General features: G+C 70.0%; 13 protein-coding genes. 9 read left to right on the top strand and 4 right to left on the bottom strand.

Annotation, left to right across the window (positions count from 1 at the left end):
• Positions 1-93 precede the first annotated feature (93 nt).
• The gene (locus J2S43_RS27410) at positions 94-2,976 is read left to right on the top strand and encodes a vitamin B12-dependent ribonucleotide reductase (RefSeq protein ID WP_306839473.1); all 2,883 of its coding nucleotides are present in this window, start codon (positions 94-96) and stop codon (positions 2,974-2,976) included.
• Positions 2,977-3,035: 59 nt separating this feature from the next.
• On the opposite strand, the gene J2S43_RS27405 is transcribed toward J2S43_RS27410, so the two are convergent.
• Positions 3,036-3,452, bottom strand: coding sequence for a winged helix-turn-helix transcriptional regulator (locus tag J2S43_RS27405; protein WP_306834019.1), 417 nt, complete (start codon positions 3,450-3,452; stop codon positions 3,036-3,038).
• Positions 3,453-3,711: 259 nt separating this feature from the next.
• Between J2S43_RS27405 and J2S43_RS27400 the strand changes: the two genes are divergently transcribed.
• The 7 genes from J2S43_RS27400 (at position 3,712) to J2S43_RS27370 (ending at position 10,799) form a co-directional block, all read left to right on the top strand.
• Positions 3,712-4,515, top strand: a complete 804-nt coding sequence (locus tag J2S43_RS27400; RefSeq protein WP_306834017.1) for a hypothetical protein — start codon at positions 3,712-3,714, stop codon at positions 4,513-4,515.
• A gap of 198 nt (positions 4,516-4,713) precedes the next feature.
• Positions 4,714-5,973: an ABC transporter substrate-binding protein gene (locus tag J2S43_RS27395; protein WP_306834014.1), complete on the top strand. Its 1,260-nt coding sequence runs from the start codon at positions 4,714-4,716 to the stop codon at positions 5,971-5,973.
• A complete protein-coding gene (locus tag J2S43_RS27390) occupies positions 5,970-6,917 on the top strand; it encodes a carbohydrate ABC transporter permease (RefSeq protein ID WP_306834013.1) in 948 nt (315 codons plus the stop codon). The genes J2S43_RS27395 and J2S43_RS27390 overlap by 4 nt, the downstream gene beginning before the upstream one ends.
• The gene (locus tag J2S43_RS27385) at positions 6,914-7,747 is read left to right on the top strand and encodes a carbohydrate ABC transporter permease (RefSeq protein ID WP_306834010.1); all 834 of its coding nucleotides are present in this window, start codon (positions 6,914-6,916) and stop codon (positions 7,745-7,747) included. The genes J2S43_RS27390 and J2S43_RS27385 overlap by 4 nt, the downstream gene beginning before the upstream one ends.
• 253 nt (positions 7,748-8,000) lie before the next feature.
• Positions 8,001-8,564, top strand: coding sequence for a hypothetical protein (locus J2S43_RS27380; protein ID WP_306834008.1), 564 nt, complete (start codon positions 8,001-8,003; stop codon positions 8,562-8,564).
• On the top strand, positions 8,561-9,127 hold the full coding sequence (locus tag J2S43_RS27375) for an NADPH-dependent FMN reductase (RefSeq protein WP_306834007.1): 567 nt from the start codon (positions 8,561-8,563) through the stop codon (positions 9,125-9,127). Before J2S43_RS27380 ends, J2S43_RS27375 begins: the two co-directional genes overlap by 4 nt.
• Positions 9,128-9,779: 652 nt before the next feature.
• Positions 9,780-10,799, top strand: coding sequence for a DMT family transporter (locus tag J2S43_RS27370; RefSeq protein WP_306834006.1), 1,020 nt, complete (start codon positions 9,780-9,782; stop codon positions 10,797-10,799).
• A 250-nt stretch (positions 10,800-11,049) separates the two neighbouring features.
• Here the strand turns inward: J2S43_RS27370 and J2S43_RS27365 are convergent, their stop codons facing one another.
• Positions 11,050-11,898 (bottom strand): sulfurtransferase, encoded by an 849-nt coding sequence (locus J2S43_RS27365; protein ID WP_306834005.1) that lies wholly within the window; start codon positions 11,896-11,898, stop codon positions 11,050-11,052.
• A 106-nt stretch (positions 11,899-12,004) separates the two neighbouring features.
• Here J2S43_RS27365 and J2S43_RS27360 point away from each other — a divergent pair, with 106 nt between their 5' ends.
• Positions 12,005-12,682, top strand: coding sequence for an iron-dependent transcriptional repressor DtxR (locus J2S43_RS27360; RefSeq protein WP_306834002.1), 678 nt, complete (start codon positions 12,005-12,007; stop codon positions 12,680-12,682).
• A 132-nt stretch (positions 12,683-12,814) separates the two neighbouring features.
• Here the strand turns inward: J2S43_RS27360 and J2S43_RS27355 are convergent, their stop codons facing one another.
• Together J2S43_RS27355 and lhgD are read right to left on the bottom strand one after the other, a co-directional pair.
• On the bottom strand, positions 12,815-13,375 hold the full coding sequence (locus tag J2S43_RS27355; RefSeq protein ID WP_306834000.1) for a hypothetical protein: 561 nt from the start codon (positions 13,373-13,375) through the stop codon (positions 12,815-12,817).
• Between the two features lie 77 nt (positions 13,376-13,452).
• On the bottom strand, positions 13,453-14,637 hold the full coding sequence (gene lhgD, locus J2S43_RS27350) for an L-2-hydroxyglutarate dehydrogenase (RefSeq protein ID WP_306833998.1): 1,185 nt from the start codon (positions 14,635-14,637) through the stop codon (positions 13,453-13,455).
• Positions 14,638-14,694: the final 57 nt, after the last annotated feature.

Genomic DNA, 14,694 nt, shown 5'->3' with positions numbered 1-14,694 from the left:
GTCGCGGCGACATGGCGCCGCGCTGATCGAGGGGGAAGCACATTGGCCGGGGACAACGCGTCCACGAGCAACGCGACGACGGGTAAGGGGCGGATCCGGGCGACGCAGAGCAACGGCTCGGCTCCGAAGGAGTCGAAGGAGCTCAAGGGCCTGAGCGTCGAGCGGGTCTGGACGACCGAGGGCGTCCACCCGTACGACGAGGTCGAGTGGGAGCGCCGGGACGTCGTCATGACGAACTGGCGGGACGGCTCGATCAACTTCGAGCAGCGCGGCGTGGAGTACCCGACGTCGTGGAGCGTCAACGCGGCGAACATCGTGACCACGAAGTACTTCCGGGGAGCGGTGGGGACCCCGGCGCGTGAGTGGTCGCTCAAGCAGCTCATCGACCGGGTCGCGCGGACCTACCGCGCCGCGGGCGAAAAGTACGGCTATTTCGCGACGACGGCCGATGCCGAGATCTTCGAGCACGAGCTGACCTGGATGCTGCTGCACCAGGTGTTCAGCTTCAACTCGCCGGTCTGGTTCAACGTCGGCACCACGTCGCCGCAGCAGGTCAGCGCGTGTTTCATCCTCTCCGTCGACGACTCGATGGACTCCATCCTGGACTGGTACAAGGAGGAGGGCCTGATCTTCAAGGGGGGCTCCGGCTCCGGCGTGAACCTGTCCCGGATCCGCTCCTCCAAGGAGCTGCTCTCCAGCGGCGGCACCGCCTCCGGCCCGGTCAGCTTCATGCGCGGCGCGGACGCGTCGGCCGGCACCATCAAGTCCGGTGGCGCCACCCGCCGCGCCGCCAAGATGGTCATCCTCGACATCGACCACCCGGACATCGAGGAGTTCGTCGAGACCAAGGCGCGCGAGGAGGACAAGATCCGCGCGCTGCGGGACGCCGGCTTCGACATGGACCTGGGCGGCGCCGACATCGTCTCCGTGCAGTACCAGAACGCGAACAACTCGGTCCGCGTGTCGGACGAGTTCATGACCGCGGTCGAGAACGGCACCGACTTCGGCCTGCGCAGCCGGATGGACGGCAGCGTCATCTCCACGATCGACGCCAAGGGCCTGTTCCGCAAGGTCGCGCTGGCCGCGTGGGAGTGCGCCGACCCGGGCATCCAGTACGACGACATCATCAACGACTGGCACACGAACCCGGAGACCGGGCGGATCACCGCCTCGAACCCGTGCTCGGAGTACATGTCGCTGGACGACTCGTCCTGCAACCTGGCCTCGCTGAACCTGATGAAGTTCCTCAAGGACGACGGCGGCTTCGAGATCGAGAAGTTCGTCAAGTCGGTCGAGTTCATCATCACCGCGATGGACATCTCGATCTGCTTCGCCGACTTCCCGACCGAGCGGATCGGCGCCACCACCCGGGCGTACCGTCAGCTGGGCATCGGCTACGCGAACATCGGCGCGCTGCTGATGGCGTCCGGCCTGCCCTACGACTCGGACGGTGGCCGCACCGTCGCCGGCGCGATCACCTCGCTGATGACCGGTACGGCGTACCGCCGCTCGGCCGAGCTGGCCGGCATCGTCGGCGCGTACGACGGCTACGCCCGCAACGCCAAGGCGCACCAGCGCGTCATGCGCAAGCACGCCGCGGCGAACGACGACATAAGGGCGTTCAGCACGGTCTCCGACGCGATCCGCGAGGCGGCCGGCGAGCAGTGGACGCTGGGCAACAAGATCGGTGAGAAGAACGGCTGGCGCAACGCGCAGGCCTCGGTTCTCGCGCCGACCGGCACCATCGGCCTGATGATGGACTGCGACACCACCGGCATCGAGCCGGACCTGGCGCTCGTCAAGTTCAAGAAGCTGGTCGGCGGCGGCTCGATGCAGATCGTCAACCAGACGGTCCCGCGCGCGCTGCGCAGCATCGGCTACCAGGAGGAGCAGGTCGAGGCGATCGTCGAGCACATCGGCGAGCACGGCCACGTGATCGACGCCCCCGGCCTGAAGAGCGAGCACTACTCGATCTTCGACTGCGCGATGGGCGCCCGGTCCATCTCCCCGATGGGCCACGTGCGGATGATGGCGGCGGTCCAGCCGTTCATCTCCGGCGCGATCTCCAAGACGGTCAACATGCCGGAGAACGCGACGGTCGAGGAGGTCGAGGAGGTCTACTTCCAGGGCTGGAAGCTGGGTCTCAAGGCGCTCGCGATCTACCGCGACAACTGCAAGGTCGGCCAGCCGCTCTCCGCGATGAAGAAGGAGACCCCGGCCGAGGAGCCCAAGGCCGAGGTCGAGACGGTCGTCGAGAAGGTCATCGAGTACCGCCCGGTCCGCAAGCGCCTCCCGAAGAAGCGCTCCTCGCAGACCGTGTCCTACTCGGTCGCCGGCGCCGAGGGCTACCTCACCTCCTCCGGCTACCCGGACGGCGGCCTCGGCGAGGTCTTCCTGAAGATGTCGAAGCAGGGCTCCACGCTCGCCGGCGTGATGGACGCCTTCTCGGTGGCCATCTCGATAGGGCTTCAGCACGGCGTCCCGCTGGAGACGTTCGTCAGCAAGTTCACGAACATGCGCTTCGAGCCGGCCGGCATGACCGACGACCCGGACATCCGGATGGCGTCCTCGGTGATGGACTACATCTTCCGTCGCCTGGCGCTGGACTACCTGGACTTCGAGACCCGCTCCGAGCTGGGCATCCTGACCACGCGTGAGCGCGCGGCCCAGGTTGCGGCCGAGCAGGAGGGCACGGTCGTCGACCTGGCCGGCATGGCCGCGTCCGCTCCGGTGCCCACCAGGGCCCCGGAGCCGGTCGCCACCGCGTCCCCGGTCGCCGAGCCGGTCAAGCCGGCCGAGGCCAAGGTCCCGTCCCAGCCCGCACCGGTCCAGGCCCGCACCTCGACCGAGCTCCTCGAGCTGGTCCAGGGCCGCTCCACCGACGCACCGCTCTGCTTCACCTGCGGCACCAAGATGCGCCCGGCGGGCAGCTGCTACGTCTGCGAGGGCTGCGGCAGCACCTCCGGCTGCAGCTGACGGATCGAAAGCAAGGTCAAAGGCCTCCCGCGCGGGTACGTGCGGGAGGCCTCCCTTTTTCAGGCGTCATATGCCTCGCGGTGGGCCAGCACCTCGTCCATGTGGTCCTGCGCCCAGAGCTTGAGGCCGCGCATCATCGCGTGCAGCGAGAGGCCCAGCGCGGTCAGCTCGTAGGTGACCGTCACCGGCACGGTCGGCGCGACGCTGCGCGAGATCAGGCCGTCGCGTTCCAGCGCGCGCAGCGTCTGGGTGAGCATCTTCTGGCTCACGCCGGCCAGCAGCCGGGACAGCTCGGAGTAGCGCATCGGCCGCGGCTCGCCCGCGCAGTCCGGGCCGCTGCCCAGCGCGGCCAGGATGAGTGCGACCCATTTGTCGGAGATCCGGTCCAGTAGTTTGCGGCTCGGGCACACGGCCAGAAACGCGTCGTACTCCATCTTCGCCTGCGCCCGCTTCTCGGCCGCCGCCGTCGTCGCCATCGCCGCTCCTCCAGTGCCCACGCACCCCGAGGTGCGCACTTCCCAATAGGAAGTTACCTCACCATGATGGAGCTAGCACATCGCACCGGATCGAGAGGCGCGCACGATGTCCGTCGCCCAGCCTCCCCGGGCGACCTCACCGCACTCGACGGGATCGCCACCGGTCACCAGATGTGACCAAGGTCGTAAAGGTTGCATGCCTGTTCTAGCCTGCGTCGGAGTTGGTTGGGACCGGATGCAGCTACGGGGAGTTACGTACGTGAAGGCTTTGAAGAGCGTCGTCGTCGCCATGTCCGCGGTTGCCGTGCTGGGGGTCACGGCCGGCTGCGGTGGGTCCGAGAGTGGCGGTGGGGCGGGCGCGCCGGCCGCGGGTGGGACGGAGGCGGCGGCGCCCGCGGTGACGCCGGCGGATCCGAAGGAGGCGTTCCTGCAGGCCTTCGCGGCGATCGAGGCGCGGCACTACGCGTACACGATGAGCGTGGACGGGACCGAGGCGTCCGGGGTGGTCTACGCGCCGGGGGAGTCGTCGACCCAGGTGACCTCCGGTGAGCTGGAGGGGACGAAGTTCAGCACCGAGACCGCGTACGTGGGCGGCAAGGCGTACACGAAGCTCGACTTCGGATCCGGCAACAGCAGCCTCGGTATCGACCCGGGCACGTGGTATGAGCTGGACCTGAACATCGCCAAGCAGCTGGACTACACGTTCGAGCAGCAGTCGCCGGTGCAGTCCGCGTTCGTGAAGTCGATCTCCTCGGTGGAGCGCGACGGCGATGCCGCGTTCAAGGGCACGTTCGACTTCGCGGTCGCGTCCGAGAACAACCCGAACCCGCAGACCAAGACGCTGCTGCAGGCGCTCGGCGACACGGCGAAAACCGCGGCGTTCACGGCGGAGCTGGACGGTCAGGGCAACGTCTCCGGGCTGGTCTTCACGATCGCGAAGACGGACAAGACGCCGGAGATCAAGCAGACGCTGACGTTCACCGAGTTCGGCACGGCCAAGGCTCCGGAGGCTCCGGCGAACGCGCAGCCGGCCCCGGCCTCGCTGAACAACATCTACAAGTGACGCCGGGTCGGCGGGGGCCGGGCGACGGTCCCCGCCGACCTCGGAGTCAGTGAAGTTTTCGTGACCGATCTCCGGCGACCGCGCTTTGTAACGTTCAAGCCGAGGTATTGACGGTCATGAAACCAGCCCCTAACGTCTGAGCCCACGGCTCGCAGTGACGTATTGAAATGTATAGATCATTTCGAGGGGTTGGCTCGGATGACGTCGATAAAACGATTCAGGACAGCGCTTGCCGCGCTCCTGCTGGCCGGTGGCCTGACCGCCTGCGGTGGCGGCGACGACGCGGGCGGCGACGTCACGCTCCGGTTCTCCTGGTGGGGGAACGCGGACCGGGCCGCGCTCATGCAGCAGTCGATCGACCTGTTCCAGGCCGCGCACCCGACGATCACGGTGACGCCGAGCTTCCAGGAGTTCGAGGCGTACTGGCAGAAGATGGCGACCGAGACCGCCGGCGGCAACGCGCCCGACGTGCTCCAGATGGACTTCGCCTACCTCCGGGAGTACGCGGATCGCAACGTCCTGCTGGACCTGAAGAAGACCGGCGTGAAGGTCGACGACCTGATCCCGGCGTTCCAGGGCGTCGGCGAGGTGAACGGCGCGCTCTACGGCATTCCCACCGGCGGCAACACGTGGTGCATGTTCTACAACCCGAAACTGTTGACCGAGGCCGGTGTCGAGGAGCCGAGGACCGGCATCACCTGGGATCAGTACCACGCGCTGCTGGACACGGTCTCCAAGAAGGGCGCCGGGAGGACCTACGGCGGCAGCAACTACCGTTCGGTGATCTACAGCTTCGAGTCGTACCTGCTGCAGGCCGGCGCCACGCTCTACACCGGGGGCGGCAAGCTCGGCTTCAGCAAGCAGCAGCTGATCGACTACTGGACCGTCGGGAAGCAGTACATCGACGACGGCCGGTTCATCCCGTCGGAGAAGGTCGCGCAGATCGAGCCGGCGTCGCCGATCACCAAGGATCTGATCGCCACCGAGTTCCGCTGGGACAACTTCTTCGCGCGGTACGCGTCCGAGACCGAGGCCGAACTCAAGATCGGGCCGGTGCCGGTGACGACCGCGGGCGGCCCCACCGGGCAGTACCTCAAGCCCGCCATGCTGCTCTCCGCGTCCGCGCGCACCGACCACCCGGACGAGGCCGCCAAGCTGATCAGCTTCCTGATCAACGACCCGCAGGTCGGCCGGATCTTCGGCAGCAACCGCGGCATCCCGGCCACGAACGCGCAGCGCGACGCGGCCGTTCTCGAAGGACCGGCGCTCGCCATCGCGGAGTACGAGGAGGCCATCGCGCCGCTGCTGCAGAAGGCACCGCCGGCCCCGCCGAAGGGCGCGGGCACGATCGAGGCCGCGTTCCTGCGCATCGCGGACGAGATCAGTTACGGCCGCTCCTCCGTGCCCGACGCGGTCGACACCTTCTTCACCGAGGCCGAGGACACGCTCGCCGGATGATCAAAACCCAAGGTCGACGGCCTTCGGGGGTACGAGGTGGGCAGCGGCACCAGCGGCCCGGTGACGCCGGGGCCGGGCTGCTGTTCCTGGCCCCCTGGCTGCTCGGCATGCTGCTGCTCACGATCGGCCCGATGCTCGCCTCGCTCTACCTGTCCTTCACCGACTACAACCTGTTCGACACGCCGGAGTGGATCGGCCTGGAGAACTACCAGCGGATGTTCGACGACCCGCGCTACCTGCGGTCGGTCACGGTCACCGCGGGATACGTCGCGCTGGCCGTGCCGCTCAAACTGGCCGCGGCGCTGGGCGTGGCGCTGCTGCTCAACCGGCCGCGCCTCGGTCAAGGGCTGTACCGGTCCGCGTTCTACGCACCGTCGCTGATCGGCGCGAGCGTCAGCCTGTCGCTGGTCTGGAAGAGCATCTTCTCGGACGGCGCGATCGTGGACCGGGGCCTCGGCGCGATCGGGCTGGACACCGGCGGCTGGGTCGGCCGGCCGGAGTTCTCGCTGCCGATGCTGGTGCTGCTGGCCGCGTGGCAGTTCGGCGGCCCGATGGTGATCTTCCTGGCCGGGTTGAAACAGATCCCCGGCGAGCTGTACGAGGCGGCCGCGGTCGACGGCGCCGGGCCCTGGCGCCGGTTCCGGGCGATCACGCTGCCGATGCTGTCGCCGGTGCTCTTCTTCAACCTGCTGTTGGAGATCATCGGCGCGTTCCAGGTGTTCACGTCCGCGTTCGTGATCGCGACCGGTGCCGCCGGCGGTGGCGGGCCGGCCGGTTCCACGCTGCTCTACACGGTCTACCTCTACGGCCGGGGTTTCGTCGATTTCCGGATGGGCTACGCGTCCGCGATGGCCTGGATGCTGGTGCTCGGCGTCGGTCTGGTCACCGCGCTGCTGTTCCGGACCAGCCGGATGTGGGTGCACTACGCGGGGGACAGGGCATGAGACGGCTGCACGCGGCGGCCTGGCACGCCGGTGCCGTCCTGCTGCTGATCGTGGTGCTCTACCCGGTGGTGTGGATGATCAGCTCGTCGTTCAAGGACTCGCGGGACATCATCGGCGACCTCGACCTGCTGCCCGCGCCGCCGACCGGCCGCAACTACGCGACCGCGGCCGAGGGCGTGGCCGGGATCGGCGTGTGGCGGCTCTTCGGCAACTCACTGCTGCTGGCGGTGCTGTCCGTGATCGGGACCGTGGTGTCCAGCGCGCTCACGGCGTACGCGTTCGCCCGGGTGCGGTTCCGCGGCCGGGGCCTGCTGTTCGCACTCATGATCAGCACGCTGCTGCTGCCGTTCCACGTGCTGATCATCCCGCAGTACATCGTGTTCCAGAGCCTCGATCTTGTCGACACGTACGTACCGCTGCTGGTCGGCAAGTTCCTCGCGGTCGAGGCGTTCTTCGTGTTCCTGCTGGTCCAGTTCATGCGAACGCTGCCGCACGAGCTGGACGAGTCCGCGCGGATCGACGGCGCAGGCCACGGGCGGATCTTCTGGAACATCGTGCTGCCGCTGTCCCGCCCCGCGCTGATCACCACATCGATCTTCACGTTCATCTGGACGTGGAACGACTTCTTCGGCCCGCTGATCTACCTGTCCACGCCGGACAAGTACCCGCTGCCGCTCGCGTTGCAGCTCTACATCGACCAGACCGAGGCCACCGACTACGGAGCGCTGATCGCGATGTCGATGCTGGCGCTGCTCCCCGTCATCCTGTTCTTCCTGGTCTTCCAGCGCTTCCTGATCGAGGGCGTCTCCACCTCCGGAATCAAGGGCTGACGTGCCCACGTCACGAGGCCCACGCGCTTCGAGCTCTGCGCTGCCCGCGGGTGCCGCGCGGGTTTCGCGTGCCGCGCAGCCTCCGGGCGTTGCTCAGCCTCCGGGCGTTGCTCAGTCTTCGGGCGTTGCGAACTCTTCGGGTGCTGCGCCGGTATCGCGTGCCGCGCGGTTTTCGAGCGCCGGATGGGATTCGCCTGCCGCGCAGCCTTCGGGCGCCAGGCGGGATTCGCCTGCCGCGCGGGATTCCGGGGCTGTGCGGCAGGCGCGCGGTGAGCGGCTCGCGCTGTTCGCGGAGTGCGTGCTGGCCGGGCTGCTCACGCTGATCGCGGCGGTGCCGCTGGTCACGCTGTTGCCGGCGCTCGGCGCGGGCTGTGACCACATCGCGGCGCACCTCGACGGGCGGTCGACCGCGCTCTCCGCGTACCCCCGGCGGCTGTTGATGTCCTTCCGCCGCGGCGGCCTGGGACTCGGTGCGCTGCTGGTGCCGGTGCTCGGCGTACTCACGCTCGATCTCCTCGCGGTGCGGCGCGGGCTGCCCGGCGCGGCGCCGGTCGCGGTGATCTGCGCCGCCGCCACGATCACGCTGCTGGTGGTCGTGCTGCGGGCGGCCGCGGTCTGGCGTCCCGGCGGGCCGTCCTGGCCGGTGCTGCTCCGGGACGCGGCCGTCCGGGCGCGCGCCGACCCGGCCGGCTCGCTGCTGCTCGTCGGCGGGCTCGGAATGCTGATCGTGTGCACCTGGCAGCTCCCGCCGCTGGTGATTCCCGCGCTCGGCTGCCTGCTGATGGGCGGAGTGGCCGTCGAACGGCGCATATCATGAGCGGCGTGCCACAGCTCACGATCATCATCGCCAGTACCCGTCCCGGACGCGCCGGTGGGCCGGTCGCCCGCTGGTTCTCCGAGCGCGCGACCGCGCACGGCGGCTTCGACATCCGGGTCGCCGACCTCGCGGAGATCGACCTGCCGCTGATGAACGAGCGGCACCACCCGCGGCTCCGGAAGTACGAACTCGACCACACGAAGGCGTGGAGCGCGACCGTGGACGCGTCGGACGCGTTCGTGATCGTGACGCCGGAGTACAACCACGGATATCCCGCGCCGCTCAAGAACGCGATCGACTACCTGTTCCAGGAGTGGCAGCACAAGCCGGTCGGGCTGGTCAGCTACGGCGCGGTGGCGGGCGGCGTTCGGTCGGCGCAGGCGATCAAGCCGGTGCTGCAGTACCTGAAGATGATCCCGGTCAGCGAGTCGGTGATCATCCCGTTCGTGGCGAAGCACATCACCGACGGCGCGTTCCAGGCGACGCCCGCGATCGACGAGTCCGCGACCGCGATGCTCGACGAGTTGCAGCGCCTGGAGGCCACGCTCCGCCCGCTGCGCTGACCACGTGGTGGAATCCGGCTGCGCCGTGACCTGCGAATCGTCTAGCGTGCCGGTCATGCGTCCCGTCGTGTGCTCCCCGCCGGTCGCCCGCTGAGCGGGCGACCGTAAGGGCCCCTTCTCCGGGCCTTTGATTGCCGCAAGCGCCCATGTGCGCGCGGCGGATGGTCGCTGCCTCACTCCGCAGCCCTGATCCGACCATCCGCAGTGGAGCATCCGCATGTCCGTCGAGACTTCCTCGCCCACCTCTCCGGCCTCGTCCGCCTCATCGCCTTCCGCTACTTCCTCCGCCGCCGCGTCACCAACCGCCGCATCGGCCGTGTCGCCAACCGCCGTGTCGGCCGTGTCGCCGACCGCCGTGTCGGCCGTGTCGCCGACCGCCGCATCGGCCGCGTCGCCGACCGCCGCGACCGCCGCGTTGCCGACCGCCGTTTTCGCTCCCGCCGCGTCGCCGGCCGACATTGGCCCTTCTGTCGCGTCGCCAGCTGCCGTTTCCGCTTCCGCCGCCTTGCCCGTTGCCGCTCTTTCTTCCGCCGCGTTGCCGGCTGTCGCTTCCGCCGCATCACCGGCTGCCGTTTCCGCGTCCGCCGCGTCGCCGGTGGTTCCGGCGCCGGGCGGCGGTGCGCCGGGCGGAACGGTTCCCGCCTGGCGCGGCATGGCCTTGATCGCCCTGGCCGCCGTGGCATGGGGCACCGGTGGCGCGGTCGCCGCCGTCCTCTACCGCACCAGCGGTCTCGGGCCGATGGCCGTCTCCTATTGGCGTTTCGTCATCGGGGCGCTCGTCCTCGCCGTCTGCCTCGGCTTGCGACGCGCCGGCCGCCGGGCATCGACGCGGCGTGTCACCGCTCGCGCGACCGTCGCGCGCACGGCGACCGGCCACGCCGAGCGCGACGGCACCACCCCCACGGAAGCCGGAGCCGGCGTCGCCGCGCACGGCGCTGTCGTCCGTACCGGTGCCGGCGGTGTTTCAGTTGCCCGTCGCGGCGTTCTGCGCCGCCTGCTGATGGTGATCGCGACCGGCGTGGGGCTCGCCGTCTACCAGTCCGCGTTCTACTTCAGCATCGCCGAGACCGGTCTCGCCGTGGCCACCGTCGTCACGCTCGGCGCCGGTCCGATCCTGATCGCCGTCGGTGCCCGCGTGTTCCTCGCCGAACGTCTCGGCCACGCCGGCGCCGCCGCGATCACGCTCGCGCTCTCCGGCCTGGTCGCGCTCTCCCTGGACAGCGGCACCACCGGCCCGAACCCGGCTCTCGGCATCGCCTACGCGCTCTCCTCCGCGCTCGGCTACGCCGTCGTCACGCTGATCGGCCGTGCCACCGATGCCGGCGGCGACCCGTTCGAGACGTCGCTGACCGGCTTCCTCGTCGGCGGCATCGTCCTGACCCCGTTCGCCCTGGCCGAGGGCGTCCTGCCGAGCATGACCGGCCTCCCGGTCACCATCGGCTGGCTGCTCTACCTGGGCGTGGTCGCCAGCGCACTCGCCTACGGCCTGTTCTTCGCCGGCCTGGCCCACGTCAGCGCCACCACCGCCGCGATCGTCACGCTGCTGGAACCGGTGGCCGCCGCCGTTCTCGCCGTCACCTTCCTCGGTGAACACCTCACCCCGGCGGTCCTCACCGGCATGCTCCTGCTCCTGGGCGCGGTCGCCGCCCTCGCCCGCCCGTCCCGCCGCTGACGCCCGGCCCGGTGGGGCGCCCCTCGATCTCCGAGTGGCGGCCCCACCGGGCGGGCCCGAGCCGGCGAAACGCTATCGCGCCTGGATGCGGCATCGCGGTCATCGCCTGTTCGGTGCCCACCGGGCGGCCGCGAACGGGCCCGAGACGCCCGGAGCGGGCACCGCGGTCGTCGTGCCCGCCGGGCAGCCAGGCCGTGTGTCCGAGCCGGCGGAACGCCACCGCGCTCGGAGCGGCTACCGCGGTCCTCGCCTATTCCGCGCCCAACGCCCGCGGCCGTGCGGAGTCCGTGATCCACTCGCTCCAGGAGCCCACATACAGCGCCGCGTCCGGCCGGCCGGCGAGGTGCAGGGCCAGGATCGTGTGGGCACCGGTCACGCCGCTGCCGCAGTACGCGCCGACCGAAGCGGCCTCCGCATCCACCCCGGCGGCGGCGAAGCGGTCGCGGAGCTGGGCGGCGGCCAGGAAACGGCCGTCCGGGCCGGTGTTGCCCGCGGTCGGCACGTTGACCGCGCCCGGGATGTGCCCCGGCTCCGCGTCCACCGGCTCGATCTCGCCGCGGTACCGCTCCGGCGCCCGCGCGTCGATCAGCACCCCGCCGGCCGCGACCGAGGCGGCGCCGGCCGCGTCGAGCACCGGCAGCCCGCCCGGCCGCACCGTGAAGTCGCCGGCCTCGACGGCCGGAGCCGCGGACGTGACCTCGAAACCGGCCGAGCTCCACGCCCGGAACCCGCCGTCGAGCACGCGCACGTGCGGGTGCCCGGCCCAGCGCAGCGTCCACCAGGTGCGGGCCGCGGCCCACTGATCGCCGTCGTCGTAGACGACGACCGGGCGGGAACCGGACACCCCGGCGGCGCGCAGCACGTCCTGAAGCGCGGCGGGGCCGGGCAGCGGGTGGCGGCCCCGCTCGCCGGGCGGGCCGCTGAGCGAGGCGTCCAGGTCGGCGAAGACCGCGCCGGGCAGGTGGCCGGCCAGGTAGTCGTCGAGGCCGGGCGGGCCGGAGAGGCGCCAGCGCACGTCGAGCAGCGTCGGGGCGGCTCCGGAGTGCAGGAGCGCGGCGAGCGCTGGGGCATCGATGAGAAGATCGTCCGGTAGGGTCACAAGTCCCTAGTCAACACCACCCTTCGGCACTTGCCCTTACCATTCTGCGGCCAAGTCTGGTGCCGGGTTCGCAAGGTAGAATCGCCATCCAGGGAGGGCTGCCGTCGTGAACGACCTAGTCGACACCACCGAAATGTATTTGAAGACCATCCTCGAGCTCGAGGAGGAGGGCGTGCCCGCGCTTCGTGCGCGAATCGCGGAGCGTCTGCACCAGAGCGGCCCCACCGTCAGTCAGACCGTCGCCCGCATGGAGCGGGACGGTCTGCTGCGGGTCGAGAACGATCGCCATCTGCACCTGACCGAGGCGGGGCGCGAGCACGCCGTGTCGGTCATGCGCAAGCACCGCCTCGCCGAGCTGCTGCTCGTCAACGTCATCGGCATGCCCTACGAGGAGGCGCACGAGGAGGCCTGCCGCTGGGAGCACGTGATGAGCGACGCGGTGGAGAAGCGGGTCTTCGAGCTGCTCAACCGGCCGAGCCGTTCGCCGTACGGTAATCCGATCCCGGGCCTGGAGGCATTGGGTGACGGTCCGGCGACGGACGAGCGGCCGGGGGAGCGCAACCTCGCGTTCCCGGGCCTGTCCGGCAGCGTCGTCGTGTCCCGCATCTGCGAGAGCGTCCAGACGAACGCGGATGTGCTGCGTCAGCTGCACGCCGCGGGTGTCGACCCGGGCGCGACCGTGACCGTGGCGCAGGAGCGCGACGCGGTGACGATCGACCGCTCCGGCGACAAGATCAAGCTTCCTCGTGAGGTCGCGTCACGCGTCTTCGTGGCCGCCGCATAAGGCGATCACGCCCGCCGCATAAGGCGATCGAACGCACGAACCCCCGGTCCGCGACATTGCGACGGAGGTTTTCCGTGATCGGGGCGTCACTCATGTCGCTAGAACGACATGGGTGACGTCCCGATCACGATTTCAGGACGCGATCAGCGTCGCGTCGAGGTCTTTCGCCATGTCGACCAGGACCGGCGCGATATCGGTGGCCGCGGCCTTCTGCTGATCTTTCGCGAACGTGTATCGCAGCATCAGAATGCGCCCGTTCGACGATAGCCACCCGATCTCCGCGGACGGCCCGTGGTCCTTTGCCGGGTCCGAGACGATCTTATAAGCGGCCTTTCCGAGATCCTTGACCGCTTCCGCGCCCTCCGGTTTCACGTCCGACGCGAAGATGTCCGGATCGGCCGACGTCTCGCTGACGGCCAGGCTCAGGTCCGGCCACGGCGCGTCACCCTGCTGGAGCACGCAGGTGATCGTCTCCTTCTGCTCCCCGGCCGCGGACACGTTGAACTCCACGTCCAGGAAGTCGTGGACCACGCCGAAGTTCAGCAGCTCACAGGCGCCGCCGGCGATCTCCGCCTGGGCGTCGTCCACCCGCGCCTTGACGGGCGGGCCCGCGTCGGTTTGCGTCCCACCGTTGTTGCACCCGGTGACGGCTAGTAGTAGGCCCAGCGTCGCCGCCATCAGCCGGTTACGCACGTCCACTCCTCGAATTCACGGTCCGACGCCGGAAACCGTACGGGGTGAGCGCCCCGGGCGAAAGCCCCGCCACTCCGCTAATTCGGCGAAACCGTCGCGAGCTGCGCGACGATGTGTTTCGCGATCTCCAGGGAACTGGTCGCGGCCGGTGACGGAGCGTTCAGCACATGGACCTGTCCGTCGCGTGACTCGATCAGGAAGTCGTCGACCAGGTCGCCGGACGGCAGGATCGCCTGTGCCCGCACGCCGGCCTCGGACGGCACCAGGTCCGCCTCGGTGATCTCCGGGACCAGCCGGGCCAGGCCGCGCGCGAACAGCGGCTTGGACAGCGAGCGCCGCATCTCGGTCAGCCCGTACCCGAGGTGCCGGCGGGCCAGCCGCCACATGCCGGGGAACGCGGCCACCTCGGCCAGGTCCCGCGCGCTGAACCGGCCCCACGAGTAGCCCTCGCGCGCGGTGGCGAGCACCGCGTTCGGCCCCGCGTGCACGCTGCCGTCGATCATGCGGGTGAGGTGCACGCCGAGGAACGGGAAGCGCGGGTCCGGCACCGGGTAGATCAGTCCGTTGACCAGGTGCCGGCGGTCCTCGCGCAGCTCGTAGTACTCACCGCGGAACGGCACGATCCGCGCGGCCGGCCGGATCCCGGCGAGCCGGGCGATCCGGTCGGACTGCAGCCCCGCGCAGTTGATCACGAAGTCCGCCGCGATGTCGCCGGTCGAGGTCTCGACGACGCCGTGCCGGAATCCGGTGACCGCGGCACCGAGCCGGATCCGGCCGCCGGCCTCGGAGATCAGCCGGGCGAGCACCTCGCACACCGCGGTGTAGTCCACGATCCCGGTCGACGCCACGTGCATCGCCGCCACCGAGGACACGTGCGGCTCGTACTCGCGCGCCTCTTCGGACGACAGCATGCGCACCGGCAGCCCGTTCGCGGTGGCGCGTTCGAACAGCGCGCGCAGCCGGGGCAGCTCGTCCGCGGCCGTCGCCACGATCAGCTTGCCGCACGTCTCGACCGGGATCCCGTGCTCCCGCGCGAACGCGACCATCGACGCGCTGCCGGCCCGGCTCAGCGTGGCCTTGAGGCTGCCCGGCTTGTAGTACACGCCCGCGTGGATCACGCCGGAGTTGTGCCCGGTCTGGTGCGCCGCGACCCGTGGCTCCTTGTCGACCACTGTCACGGTCGCGCCCGGATGGTCGAGCGTGAGCCGATGCGCGGTCGCCAGTCCGACGATCCCCGCGCCGATCACCACGTACCGCGTCATGTCGTCTCCCCGTGACGTCCCCGACCGGCGACGCTACCCGCCCCGACCGGTTCTGAA

Source organism: Catenuloplanes nepalensis (assembly GCF_030811575.1).
Classification (GTDB): Bacteria; Actinomycetota; Actinomycetes; order Mycobacteriales; family Micromonosporaceae; genus Catenuloplanes; species Catenuloplanes nepalensis.
Note: the sequence above shows the minus strand (reverse complement) of the source record. Positions and strands in the feature narration are given on the sequence as shown.

Excerpts from the sequence above, each read along its gene's own strand:
- J2S43_RS27370 (WP_306834006.1), top strand. The coding sequence starts at position 9,780 with ATGGCCTTGATCGCCCTGGCCGCCGTGGCATGGGGCACCGGTGGCGCG.
- J2S43_RS27390 (WP_306834013.1), top strand. The coding sequence starts at position 5,970 with ATGATCAAAACCCAAGGTCGACGGCCTTCGGGGGTACGAGGTGGGCAG.
- J2S43_RS27385 (WP_306834010.1), top strand. The coding sequence starts at position 6,914 with ATGAGACGGCTGCACGCGGCGGCCTGGCACGCCGGTGCCGTCCTGCTG.
- J2S43_RS27395 (WP_306834014.1), top strand. The coding sequence starts at position 4,714 with ATGACGTCGATAAAACGATTCAGGACAGCGCTTGCCGCGCTCCTGCTG.
- lhgD (WP_306833998.1), bottom strand. The coding sequence starts at position 14,637 with ATGACGCGGTACGTGGTGATCGGCGCGGGGATCGTCGGACTGGCGACC.
- J2S43_RS27405 (WP_306834019.1), bottom strand. The coding sequence starts at position 3,452 with ATGGCGACGACGGCGGCGGCCGAGAAGCGGGCGCAGGCGAAGATGGAG.
- J2S43_RS27375 (WP_306834007.1), top strand. The coding sequence starts at position 8,561 with ATGAGCGGCGTGCCACAGCTCACGATCATCATCGCCAGTACCCGTCCC.